The 12,267-nt window shown below is 70.3% G+C and carries 11 protein-coding genes; 6 read left to right on the top strand and 5 right to left on the bottom strand.

Annotated features, from left to right (window positions below):
• Positions 1-24: 24 nt before the first annotated feature.
• The 6 genes from LWP59_RS28695 (at position 25) to LWP59_RS28670 (ending at position 5,017) form a co-directional block, all read left to right on the top strand.
• Entirely contained in the window at positions 25-702 is a 678-nt protein-coding gene (locus tag LWP59_RS28695; RefSeq protein ID WP_186383528.1) for a response regulator transcription factor, read from the top strand.
• Entirely contained in the window at positions 699-1,838 is a 1,140-nt protein-coding gene (locus LWP59_RS28690; protein ID WP_144643711.1) for a sensor histidine kinase, read from the top strand. The genes LWP59_RS28695 and LWP59_RS28690 overlap by 4 nt, the downstream gene beginning before the upstream one ends.
• Positions 1,839-1,928: 90 nt before the next feature.
• Complete coding sequence (locus tag LWP59_RS28685) at positions 1,929-3,554, top strand: peroxidase family protein (protein ID WP_144643712.1); 1,626 nt, start codon at positions 1,929-1,931, stop codon at positions 3,552-3,554.
• A gap of 26 nt (positions 3,555-3,580) precedes the next feature.
• Complete coding sequence (locus tag LWP59_RS28680; RefSeq protein ID WP_144643713.1) at positions 3,581-4,372, top strand: aldo/keto reductase; 792 nt, start codon at positions 3,581-3,583, stop codon at positions 4,370-4,372.
• 19 nt (positions 4,373-4,391) lie between these two features.
• Complete coding sequence (locus tag LWP59_RS28675; RefSeq protein WP_229857596.1) at positions 4,392-4,616, top strand: type II toxin-antitoxin system Phd/YefM family antitoxin; 225 nt, start codon at positions 4,392-4,394, stop codon at positions 4,614-4,616.
• Positions 4,613-5,017, top strand: coding sequence for a type II toxin-antitoxin system VapC family toxin (locus LWP59_RS28670; protein ID WP_229857597.1), 405 nt, complete (start codon positions 4,613-4,615; stop codon positions 5,015-5,017). The genes LWP59_RS28675 and LWP59_RS28670 overlap by 4 nt, the downstream gene beginning before the upstream one ends.
• Before the next feature lie 43 nt (positions 5,018-5,060).
• Here the strand turns inward: LWP59_RS28670 and LWP59_RS28665 are convergent, their stop codons facing one another.
• The 5 genes from LWP59_RS28665 to LWP59_RS28645 all read right to left on the bottom strand — a co-directional run bounded on the left by LWP59_RS28665 (position 5,061) and on the right by LWP59_RS28645 (position 12,260).
• Positions 5,061-7,169 (bottom strand): 3-hydroxyacyl-CoA dehydrogenase NAD-binding domain-containing protein, encoded by a 2,109-nt coding sequence (locus tag LWP59_RS28665; protein ID WP_144643716.1) that lies wholly within the window; start codon positions 7,167-7,169, stop codon positions 5,061-5,063.
• Positions 7,166-8,359 (bottom strand): thiolase family protein, encoded by a 1,194-nt coding sequence (locus tag LWP59_RS28660; RefSeq protein ID WP_144643722.1) that lies wholly within the window; start codon positions 8,357-8,359, stop codon positions 7,166-7,168. Before LWP59_RS28660 ends, LWP59_RS28665 begins: the two co-directional genes overlap by 4 nt.
• Positions 8,360-9,234: 875 nt before the next feature.
• Entirely contained in the window at positions 9,235-10,476 is a 1,242-nt protein-coding gene (locus tag LWP59_RS28655; RefSeq protein ID WP_144644731.1) for a ribonuclease D, read from the bottom strand.
• A gap of 68 nt (positions 10,477-10,544) precedes the next feature.
• Entirely contained in the window at positions 10,545-11,261 is a 717-nt protein-coding gene (locus tag LWP59_RS28650; RefSeq protein WP_144644734.1) for a response regulator, read from the bottom strand.
• Positions 11,262-11,696: 435 nt separating this feature from the next.
• The gene (locus LWP59_RS28645; protein WP_186383583.1) at positions 11,697-12,260 is read right to left on the bottom strand and encodes a DUF3000 domain-containing protein; all 564 of its coding nucleotides are present in this window, start codon (positions 12,258-12,260) and stop codon (positions 11,697-11,699) included.
• Between the last annotated feature and the right edge of the window lie 7 nt (positions 12,261-12,267).

Raw genomic sequence — 12,267 nt, 5'->3', positions numbered from 1 at the left:
GGAATCTGTGGCACGGTGGTTGACGTGCGGATTCTGGTAGTCGAGGACGAAGAACCACTCGCGGACGCGATCGCCCGCGGGCTGCGTCGCGAGGGCATGGCGGTCGACGTCGCGCTCAACGGTGACGACGGGCACGAGAAGGCGAGCATCACCCGCTACGACGTGGTGCTGCTCGACCGCGACCTGCCCGGGATGTCCGGTGACGAGCTGTGCAAGGAGATCGTCGCGTCCGGCGAGCTGACCCGGGTCCTGATGCTCACCGCCAGCGGCACGGTGTCCGACCGCGTCGAGGGGCTCTCCCTCGGTGCCGACGACTACCTGGCCAAGCCCTTCGCCTTCCCCGAACTGGTCGCCCGCGTGCGGGCGCTCGGCCGCCGGGCCACCCCCGCCGCGCCGCCGCTGCTCACCGCGGGCGACGTCGAGCTCGACCCGGCCCGGCGGATGGTGCGCCGCAGCGAGGGGCCCGTCGAGCTGACCCGCAAGGAGTTCGGCGTGCTCGAGGTGCTGATGGCGGCGAAGGGCGCCGTGGTGAGCAGCGAGGAGCTGCTGGAGCGGGTGTGGGACGAGAACGCCGACCCGTTCACCACCACGGTGCGCGTGACGGTGATGACCCTGCGCAAGAAGCTGGGCGAGCCTGGCATCATCGAGACCGTGGTGGGATCGGGATACCGGGTGCCGGACGCCGGTTCGACGAAGGGGTGAGCCTTCGCGCCGGCCTCCCGCCGGTGAACAGCCTGCGGGCTCGCATCACCCTGCTCGCGACCGGACTGGCCGCCGGGGTGAGCCTCGTGCTGCTCTGGCTCGCCTGGACCCTGGTCGGCGACGCGGTGTCGGCGGTGCCCCAGCTGCCGCCGGGCACGACGGTGCGCGTGGACGGGATCGACGTCGACGCCTCCGCGCTGGCCGCGCACATGCGCGACCACGCCCGGGACAAGGTGCTGCTGTTCGGCTCGATCGCGTTCTTCTGCGTCGTCGCGGCGACGGCGATCCTCGCGTGGACGTTCACCTCCCGCGTGCTGCGGCCGTTGCGCGAGATCACCGGCACCGCCCGGCGGCTGTCGGTCGAGTCGTTCGGCCAGCGCATCGGCGAGGTCGACTCGAAAGGCGAGCTGGCCGAGCTGGCGCACACGTTCGACGCGATGCTCGACCGGCTGCAGGCCGCGTTCGAGGCGCAACGGCACTTCGTCGCCAACGCGAGCCATGAGCTGCGAACGCCACTGTCCGTCATCCGCACGGAACTGGACGTCACCCTGTCCGATCCGGACGCCGACGCGGTGGAGCTGCGCCGCATGGCGAACGTCGTGCGGGACGCGACCGAGCGGGCCGGGCAGCTGGTGAACTCGCTGCTGCTGCTCGCCCGTACCGACGGCACCGGCCTGGTGCTCAACGAGTCCACCGACCTGGCGACCCTCGTGTCGAGCGCGTGGCGTGCCGTGCGCGGCGAGGCGGACCAGCGCGACATCCAGGCCAAGTTCTCCACCGAGCACGCCCGGGTGCACGGCGACCCGGCGCTGCTGGAACGGATCGCGGGCAACCTGCTGGAGAACGCGGTGCGGCACAACGTGGAGGGCGGCTGGATCGAGGTGGTGACGCAGCAGGGCGAGCGCTGGTCCACCCTGCGGGTGCGCTCCTCCGGCGGGCTGGTGGATCCGGCCACGGTGGCGGAGTTGTTCGAACCTTTCCGGCGGGCCGGCGTCGCGCGCACGGCGCGATCCGGTGTGGGACTCGGACTTTCCATCGTGCGCGCCGCCGTCGAGGCGCACGGCGGTTCGGTGTGGGCGGAACCCGTGGTGGGCGGCGGGTTGTCGGTGACCGTCCAGCTGCCGTCGGGGACTTAGGTCACCACTTCGCGGTTGTCGCCCTTTTGGTGGTATGGGCGGATTTTTCGCAGGAGCACCGTCATCCGCATCCGCAGAGGAGGATGCGAGATGAGAAGACACAACCGCGAACGCTATTACGTGATCAACGAGGGTGACCTGACCTTCGACGAACAGCACAGGCCGATCGGGGTATGGCCGTCGCCCACCGCCGAACCACGGCGATTCCGCTTCTCCCGGCTGGGAAAGAAGGGTCCGCAGGCCGACAACGCACTGCTGCAGGAGCTCGCGAAGGCCATGACGGCCGTGAGCCTGCACGAGCAGGACTCCGACATCCCCGCCGGGTTCACCTACCTCGGCCAGTTCGTGGACCACGACCTGACGCTGGACCGCACCGCGACGGCGCTCGGCGACGACGTCACCGTGGACGAGCTGGTCCAGGGCCGCTCGCCCGCGCTCGACCTCGACTCGCTGTACGGCCGGGGACCGGTTCAGGACAAGCACTTCTACAGTGCGGACGGCATCAAGCTGCGGGTCGGCACCACCGCCGCGATCGACTTCGACGCCGGCACCAACATCAACCGGACCGGCTTCGACCTGCCACGGGTCGGCACCGGGTCGACTAAGGCCGCGGAGCGCACCGCGCAGATCCCGGACACCCGCAACGACGAGAACCTCGCGGTCGCGCAGACCCACGTCGCGTTCATCAACTTCCACAACCGCGTGGTGGACCGGCTCGTCGCGCGGCCGGTGCCGAGCGCGCTGCTGTTCGAGCAGGCGCGCGAAGAGGTCGTCAAGCACTACCAGTGGCTGCTGCGCGAGGACTACCTGCCGCGCATCGTGCACCCCACGATCGTCGACGACGTGTTCGCGCACGGGCGCAAGGTGTTCGACCCCGGGGCAGGCGGCGGTCCGGCGACGATGCCGATCGAGTTCTCCGTGGCCGCGTTCCGGCTCGGGCACAGCATGGTGCGGGAAACCTATTCCTGGAACCGGATCTTCGAGCCCGGCGGGCTCACCCCGGCGACCCTGCTGCTGCTGTTCGCGTTCAGCGGCACCTCGGGCATCCGGGCTCCGCCCGGTGACCTCGACGACCCGAACGCGGGCGGTCTGCGGCTGCCGACGAACTGGATCGTGGACTGGCGGCGGCTGCACGACTTCGGCCCGTCCGGCCGTCCGGAGCTCGAAGGCCCGGGCATCAACCGCGCGCGCCGCATGGACACGATCCTGGCCGACCCGCTCGCCACGTTGCCCGCCGGTGCGTTCGGCGGCCGGGATGCGGGCCTGCAGCCTGACGACATCCAGCGCAACCTCGCCTTCCGCAACCTGGTGCGGGCGAACATGGTCGAGCTGGCGACCGGGCAGCAGATGGCCGAGCAGATCGGCACCCCCGCGCTGAGCGCGGAGCAGGTCCTCGTCGGCAGCGGTGACGGCGCGGACCTGACGGCGATCCCGGCGCAGCTGCGTGACCAGCTGGTCGCGAACACCCCGCTGTGGTTCTACGTGCTGCGCGAGGCCGAGATCAACGGCGGGCGCCTCAACGGTGTGGGCGGGCGGATCGTCGCCGAGGTGTTCCACCGGTGCATGGAGTCCAGCAGGTACTCGATCCTGCGCGAGCCGGAATGGCGGCCGTGGCTGGGCAAGCCCGAAGGTACGAGCTTCACGATGATGGACCTGCTGCTGGTCGCGTTCGACGGGAAGGCGGAGAACCTGAACCCGCTCGGCGACAAGCCCTGACCGCGGGCCGGAGCTATCGTGCACGGATGGTTCCCGCGATCCAGCTGAACAACGACGTCCGGATGCCCAGCCTCGGTTTCGGGGTGTACAAGATCCCCGACCGCGAGGTCGAACGAGCCGTGCACACCGCGATCGAGGCCGGGTATCGCAGTATCGACACCGCGACGCTGTACCGGAACGAGCGCGGCGTCGGCGCCGCCGTGCGCGGCAGCGGGCTCCCGCGCGAGGAGCTGTTCGTCACCACGAAGCTGTGGAACGACTCGCACGGCTACGACAACGCGCTGCGGGCGTTCGAGGGCAGCCTGCGGGAGCTGGGGCTGGACTACGTCGACCTGTACCTGATCCACTGGCCGGTGCCGGGGGAGGACAAGTACGTCGAGACGTGGCGCGCGCTGGAGAAGATCCTGGCCGACGGCCGGGCGCGGGCGGTCGGGGTGTCGAACTTCGAGGTCCCGCACCTGGAACGGCTGCTGGCGGAGACCGACGTCGTGCCGGCGGTCAACCAGGTCGAGCTGCATCCGCACCTGCAGCAGGCGGCGCTGCGCAAGTTCGACACCGACCACGGCATCGTGACCGAGTCCTGGAGCCCGCTCGCCCGCGGACGGCTGCTGGAGCACGACATCCTGCGCACGATCGCGCGCAAGCACGGCAAGACGCCGGCGCAGGTCGTGCTGCGCTGGCACATCGAGATGGGCCTGGTGGCGATCCCGAAGTCGGTGACCCCGGAGCGGATCCGCGAGAACATCGACATCTTCGACTTCGAGCTGGACTCCCAGGACGTCGCCGGTATCGCGATCCTGGAGGGCGGGCAGTCGTAGCGGACTGCGCTTGCGGCGCGTGGAGCAGGGCGAGAGCTTCACGGTGACCCGGAACGGAAAACCCATCGCCGACCTGGTGCCCCACCGGGCGGAACCACAGCCCACCCGCACCTTGGGCGAGATCCAGGCCATCTTCGCGAAGTTGCCGCCGATGGACCTCGAGCGCTGGCGGCGGGAGCGCGAGGAGGACGACAAGATCTTCGGCCCCGACGACCCGCTGGAAGACCCGTGGGAGCGCCGGTGACCGACTCGGGCCGGGTTCTGCTCGACACCTGCGTGGTCATCGATCTGGAAAAAATCGATCTCGGGCCGCTTGGAGTGGTCACCGCTCCCGCGGTGAGTGCGGTGACCATCGGTGAGTTGGCCTACAGCATCGATATCACCGACCCCGTCGAGCGAATGGTGCGGGCCGAGCGGTATCAGGGCGCGCTCAACCAGTTCGAAGTCCTGCCGTTCGATGTCACAGCCGTCAAGCTCTACGGCGTCTTGGCCGCTCTCGTCCGGCAATCCGGGCGCGATCCCCGGCCACGGCGGATGGACCTGCAGATCGTCGCCACCGCGGCGGCGCATTCCATCCCCATCGTGACCCGCAACGGCAAGGACTTCGCCGGCATCGAACGGGCCGTCCGCATCGTCGAGGTGTGAAAACGGGGCCCCGCCAGGAGACGGGACCCCGTTCGCGCGAAGCCTACGCCGGGACCGAGGCGACGCCCGGGGCCAGGAACGGCTGACCCGTCACCTTGGTCGAGACGCCGGTGCGGTCCAGGTACGGCGTGATGCCGCCGAGCCAGAACGGCCAGCCGGCGCCGAGGATCAGGCACAGGTCGATGTCCTGCGCCTCGGCGACCACGCCCTCGTCGAGCATGATCTTGATCTCCTCGGCGATCGCGGCCAGCGCGCGCTCGCGCACCTCTTCCTCGCTGGAGGCCTTGTCGCCCTGCTGCCACAGCGCGGCGACCTCCGGGTCGACCTGCTGGTTGCCCGAGGAGTCCCACTGCCACACCGCGGTCTTGCCCGAGTCGACGAATCGCTTGAGGTTCTCGCTCACGCCGAACCGGTCGGGGAACGCCGTGTGCAGCGTCTCGCCCACGTGCAGCGCGATCGCCGGGCCGACCAGCTGCATCAGCACCAGCGGCGACATCGGCAGGCCGAGCGGTTCGAGCGCGCGGTCCGCGACCTCGAACGGCGTGCCCTCGTCCACCGACGTCAGCACCTCGCCCAGGAAACGCAGCAGCAGCCGGTTCACCACGAACGCCGGCGCGTCCTTGACCAGCACGCTGGACTTCTTCAGCTGCTTGCCCAGCGCGAACGCCGTCGCCAGCGCGGCGTCGTCGGTCTGCTCGCCACGCACGATCTCCAGCAGCGGCAGCACGGCCACGGGGTTGAAGAAGTGGAAGCCCACGACCCGCTCCGGGTGCCGCAGCTTCGAGGCCATCTCGCTGACCGACAGCGAAGACGTGTTCGTCGCCAGGATCGCCTCGGGGGAGACGTACTGCTCCAGCTCCCCGAATACCTGCTGCTTGACCCCCAACTCCTCGAACACGGCCTCGATCACGAAGTCCGCGTCCGCGAAGGCGGCCTTGTCCAGCGAGCCCGACACGAGCGCCTTCAGCCGGTTCGCCTCGTCCGGCGAAACCCGCTTCTTGCCGAGCAACTTGTCCAGCTCACCGTGCACATAGGACACACCCTTGTCGATGCGCGCCTGGTCCACGTCGGTGAGCACGACCGGCACCTTGAGCCGCCGCACGAACAGCAGCGCCAGCTGCGACGCCATCAGCCCCGCGCCGACCACGCCGACCTTGTTCACCTTGCGCGCCAGCGACTTGTCCGGCGCACCGGCCGGTCGCTTCGCGCGCTTGTTGACCAGGTTGAACGAATACAGCCCGGCGCGCAGCGTGTCGCTCATGAGCAGTTCCGCGAGCGCCTCGGTCTCGGCCGCGCAGCCCGCGTCGAGATCGTTGCCCCGCGCCAGCTCCAGCAGCTCCACGGCCTTGGTCGCACCCGGCGACGCGCCGTGCGTCTTGCCGTCCACAATGGACTTCGCACGCGCGATGGCGTTGTCCCAGGCCTCGCCGCGGTCGATCTCGCGACGAGCGGGCGTGATCTCGCCGCGCACGACCTTCGCCAGCCACAGCAGCGACTGCTCGAGGTAGTCCGCCGACCCCAGCACCTCGTCGACGATGCCCAGCTCCGCCGCCTTGGCCACGGTGAGCATCTTGTTCTGGTTCAACGCGTTCTCGACGATCACCGTCACCGCGGCGTCGGGCCCGATGAGGTTGGGCAGCAGCTGCGTGCCGCCCCAGCCCGGGAACAGTCCGAGGAACACCTCGGGGAACGCGATCGCGGCCGTGTTCTCCGACAGCGTCCGGTAGTGGCACGACAGCGCGAGCTCGAGCCCGCCTCCCATCACCGCGCCGTTGACGAAGGCGAAGGTCGGGATCTGCGAGTCGGTCAGGCGGCGGAACACCGCGTGCCCGGTCTCGGCGATCTCGTGCGCCAGCGACGGGTCGGAGAGCGCCTCGACGCCGGAGAGGTCCGCGCCCACGGCGAAGATGAACGGCTTGCCGGTGACCGCGATCGCGGCGGGCCCGGCGGCGAACGCCTCGTCCAGCGCGGCGTTCAGGCTGACCAGCCCCTGCGGCCCGAAGGTCGAGGGCCGGGTGTGGTCGTGCCCGTTGTCGAGGGTGATCAGCGCGACCGGCTTGTCCAGCCCCGGCACCCGCACGAGCCGGGTGACCGCGGTGGTCACCACCTCGTCCGGGAACGCCGCTTTCGCTTGCTCCACCGTGAAGGTCACTTGTCGCTCCCGTCGTACGCAGGGTTCTCCCACAGCACGGAACCACCCATGCCGATACCGATGCACATCGTGGTCAGGCCGTAGCGGACCTCGGGGTGCTCGGCGAACTGGCGCGAGAGCTGGGTCATCAGCCGCACGCCGGAGGAGGCCAGCGGGTGGCCGCAGGCGATCGCGCCGCCCCAGGGGTTGACCCGGCTGTCCTCGGCGTCGATGCCGAAGTGGTCGAGGAAGGCGAGCACCTGCACGGCGAACGCCTCGTTGATCTCGAACAGCCCGATGTCGGAGATGGACAGTCCGGTGCGGGCGAGCAGCTTCTCCGTCGCCGGCACCGGGCCGATGCCCATCACCTCGGGCTCGACCCCGGCGAAGGAGTAGCCGACGAGCCGCATGCCGACCGGCAGGCCCAGCTCGCGGGCGGTCTCCTCGTCCGCGAGGATCGCGCCGGTCGCGCCGTCGTTGAGGCCCGCGGCGTTGCCCGCGGTGACCCGGCCGTGCGGGCGGAACGGGGTCTTGAGCTTCGCGAGCTGCTCGACCGTGGTGCCCGGGCGCGGCGGCTCGTCCTCGGTGGCCAGACCCCAGCCCAGCTGCGGGTTGCGGATCGCGACCGGCACCAGCTCGGGACCGATCTTGCCGGCCTTGACCGCGTCGGCGAAGCGCTCCTGGCTCTGCGCCGCGTAGGCGTCGGTACGATCCTTGGTGATCGCCGGGAAGCGGTCGTGCACGTTCTCCGCCGTCTGGCCCATCACGAGCGCGGTCGGGTCGACCAGCTTGTCGGCGACGATGCGGGGGTTCGGGTCGACGCCCTCGCCCATCGGGTGCCGGCCCATGTGCTCGACGCCGCCCGCGATCGCGATGTCGTAGGCGCCGAACCCGATGCCGCCGGCGACCGAGGTCACCGCGGTCATCGCGCCCGCGCACATGCGGTCGATCGCGAAGCCGGGGACGGACTTGGGCAGCCCGGCCAGCAGTGCGGCGGTGCGGCCGATCGTCAGGCCCTGGTCGCCGATCTGGGTGGTCGCGGCGATCGCCACGTCGTCGACGCGTTCCGGGGGCAGCTCGGGGTGCCGGCGCAGCAGTTCTCGGATGACCTTGACCACGAGGTCGTCGGCCCGGGTGTCGGCGTAGATGCCCTTCTCGCCGGCCTTGCCGAAGGGGGTGCGTACCCCTTCGACGAAGGCCACGCTGCGCACCGCGCGGGACCTGGATGCCGCCAGGGGTGTTGCGGCCACGGTTGCTCCACTCTGTTGTCTCTTGGTGTCGCGCTGTCTCTTGGTGTCGCGCTGTCTCTTGGTGTCGCGCTGTCTCTTGGTGCCGCGTGTCTCCGGCGCCGCGGACGTGCTGCTCCGGCGCCCGGCCTCGCGACGGGAGATTGCGGATGTACACCCGCACCATAGCCCTTGTTACCCGTCGGTAACCAGTGCGGTGGCCCGGTCGAGTGGGTCACACCACTCCTGGGGCGTGCATGGGGTGGGGGACTTGCCCAGCCGCCTGCTCAGCGCGCGCCGGAAGCAGCAACCGTCCGCTCGGCCGCCCCGCGACGGCAGCCGCCCGCCCGGGGCGCCCGGCGACGGCCAGCCAACCACCCTCCAGGCGCGCCCAGCAGCCCCAGCCACCTCCCAAGCCGAGCCTGACACCGCCCAACCACCCGCCCACGGCGAACCGGTAACGGCAGCCAACAATGCCGGCGCCCAGCCCGCCCCTAACCCCGATCCCCGCTGAAGGACGCGGGGATCGGGGTGGGACGGGCATACCCCAGCCACCCGCGCACTGCGCGCCCCCGCGCAGCGCGGCTCTAAAGATCAAGAGAGTCCTCGCCGGACGGGCAGGCTCAAAGATGAGCCAGGAAAAGCCCCTCATCTCACCTTCTCGAGGTGGTCGAGTTGGGTGGTCATCCCGTCGCCTGCGGTCTGTGCATATCACTTTGACCCAGGCCCGCAAGCTTGCGTTGTCGGCTGCCCGAAAGCAGGAGGGGTTGCGGGCCTGGCTCAAAGTGATCGTCCCGTGTCAGGCGACGGGATGACCACCCAACTCTGGGGGCAGCCCCCGCCGCGGGCAGCGCGAAAAGCTACTTCGCCGGTGCGGTGGCCTGCAGGGCGGTCGAGAGCTCGTCGGCGGTGAGCCGGATCTGCCAGGGCCGCGCGCCCCCGGCCCGCAGTGCCTCGGCGACCTGCTCCGGCGAGCGGTCGGCCGGAGGGCGCCAGCAGGTGCGGCGCAGCAGGTCCGGCAGCAGCAGGTTCTCCACCGGCAGCTGGTGGTGCTCGGCGATCCGGTTCAGCGCGGCCCGCGCGGCGGCGAGGCGGGCGGCGGCGTCCGGGTCCTTGTCGGCCCAGCGGTTCGCCGGCGGCGGCCCGTCGGTCGGCTGGGCGGGGTTCGGTAGCTCCTCGCGCGGCAACGCCCGCGCGGCCTGCAGGTGCCGGAACCAGTTTGCCGTGTACCGCCGCTGCACGCGACCGCCGAAGACGGGCAGCGCCTGCAGCTCGGCGACGTTCTTGGGCTCCGACAGCACCGCGTTGACGATTGCGCTGTCCGGGAGCACGCGGCTCGGTGCGCGGTCGCGCTTGCGGGCCAGCTCGTCACGCGCCTCCCACAGCGCTCGCACGGCCGCGAGCCCGCGTGCGGTGCGGACCTTGTGGATCCCGGAGGTCCGGCGCCACGGCTCGCTCCTCGGCGCGGGCGGCGCCGCGGTGCGCACCGCCTCGAACTCCTCACGTGCCCATTCGAGCTTGCCCTGCGCGGCCAGCTCGGCCTCGAGCTTCTCGCGCAGTGGCACGAGCAGTTCGACGTCCAGCGCCGCGTAGTTCAGCCAGTCCACGGGCAGCGGCCGCTTCGACCAGTCGGCCGCGCTGTGCCCCTTTTCGAGGTGGTACCCCAGCAGCTTTTCGACGAGTGTGCCGAGCGCGACGCGCTCGTAGCCCGCCAGCCGTCCGGCCAGCTCGGTGTCGAACAGGCTCGCCGGCCGCAGCTCCAGCTCGGCCAGGCACGGCAGGTCCTGGGAGGCGGCGTGCAGCACCCACTCCTCGCCGTTGATCACCTGGCGCAGCGGTTCGAGCTCGCCGTCCAGTGCGATGGGATCGACGAGCAGGGTGCCCGCACCCTCGCGCCGCAGCTGCACCAGATAGGCCTTGGGCCAGTACCGGTAGCCGGACGCGCGTTCGGTGTCGACCGCGATGGCCCCTGTTCCCGCGGCGAGCTTCTCGCTCGCGCGGGCGAGCTCAGTGGGGTCGGAGATCACCGGTGGAGTCCCCTCGGCCGGTTCCTTCAACAGGATCGGTTCAGGAGTCTCCGGGTCGTGATCTGCGGTTTCCACAGTTTTCAACCCTACGGGACGGGCCAACCGCGCCTGGTGAGCCCGTCCCGCAGAGTCTTCTGAATCGGTCAGCGGATGACGCCCGCGCGCATCGCCAGCGCCACCATCTGCGCCCGGTCACCGGTGCCGAGCTTGCGCCCGATCCGGGACAGGTGCGATTTGACGGTGAGCGCGGAGAGGCTGAGCTCCTCGCCGATCTCCTTGTTCGACTGGCCGTCCGCCACGAGCTGGAGAACCTCCACCTCACGTGCGGACAGTTCCCGCGGTGTGTTGTCCGTACCGGGCACTCGCGTGCCCGTGGCCAGCACCGGAGCCACGCTCGGGTCCGCGTACACGCCGCCGTCCAGCACCCGCCGCACGCCGTCCGTCACCACCATGGGTGAGGCCGACTTGAGCAGGTATGCCTGGGCGCCGGCCTGGAACGCCGACCGCACGGCGTACGGGTCGTCCGAAGACGCCAGCACGACGATGCGGGGCCAGCCGTGGTTGCGAAGCTCCGTGACCAGCTCGATGCCCGAACCGTCGGGCAGCCCGAGGTCGAGTATCGCCAGGTCACAGGGACCTGTCGCGGTCGCCCGCGCTCTGGCCTCGGCTACCGTGGCAGCCTCGTGTACGGTGCCCGCTCCCATTTGAGCGAGTCGTGCGGCAATAGCCTCCCTCAGTAACGGGTGGTCATCGACCACCAGCACGGAAAACAGCTCTTCCCGCGGGTGCGGAACCATGCTCGCCGGCAAAGCACCGGCTGGCGTGGATCTGACGGCCTGAGATAAGCCGACGGCAGCCACGTCACTACCTCCCTGGAGTCGGTCGTGCCCCCCGACCGGCACCGGGACTTTCGGCCAATTAGCCGCGCCAGCTCTAGACCGAAAGTGGTGTCGTCGAAGGAGCACTCTAGCCGTCTCCGGCCGTCCACGGGGGGATCGAACGGGTATCTATCCCGATCGAGTAGTTACTAACTGGTGTCCTTGTAACACGAACGGGTTAATACACGCCGAGTGGCTAACGGTTCGCGCAGTGAACACGATAGATCACAGTTTGGAGGACACCAGATGCGCGTGCATACGGGCCGTGCATCTGCTCGATCGCCAATCTAGCGGGCTTCTACCCGTCCGGGGAGAGGGTTCATCAGTTCGCAGTAACGCGTTCGGCCACCGTTCGAACAGGCGCACGGCGCCGCCGGCTCTCCCGAACGAGGGACAGCCGCACCCGGAGGCGTCCGGTCAGGAACCCTGGTGGTGCCCGAACAGGGTGACCCCCACCGGGGGCAGGCCGGCCACGCTCGACATGAGCTGCAGGAACGCCTCGCCGTGCGGTTCGAGCTGCCCGTCGACGGGTGTCCAGGACGCCCGCAGCTCCAGGTCGTCACTCCGGGCGGGCCCGGAGATGTCGCCGAAGCGGGCGGACGAGGTCTCGGTGACGGTACCGCCCAGCGCGGTCCACGACGCACCCGAGTGCTCCAGCGCGTCGGTCAGCCAGGACCAGCCGACGGCGGGCAGGAACGGGTCGGTGGCGAGCTCCCGGTCGAGCTCGGCCCGCACGTAGACCACCATCCGCAGCACGCCGTGCCAGGCCTCCTGGCCCTCGGGGTCGTGCAGCAGCACGAGCCTGCCGCTGGCCAGCACGTCCGCGGGCCCGGTGGTCTCACAGCTCAGCGCGTGTGCCCAGGGAGCGAGACGCTGCGGGGCGCGCACGGTCTCCACGGTCATCTCCGGCCGGGGCCGGACGGCCTGCAGCGCCGCGACAGCTTCACGGAACAGCTCGGGCGCATGCGTCATCGCGGTCACCCGGCCG

The sequence above is a fragment of the Amycolatopsis acidiphila genome, from assembly GCF_021391495.1.
Classification (GTDB): domain Bacteria; phylum Actinomycetota; class Actinomycetes; order Mycobacteriales; family Pseudonocardiaceae; genus Amycolatopsis_E; species Amycolatopsis_E acidiphila.
Note: the sequence above shows the minus strand (reverse complement) of the source record. Positions and strands in the feature narration are given on the sequence as shown.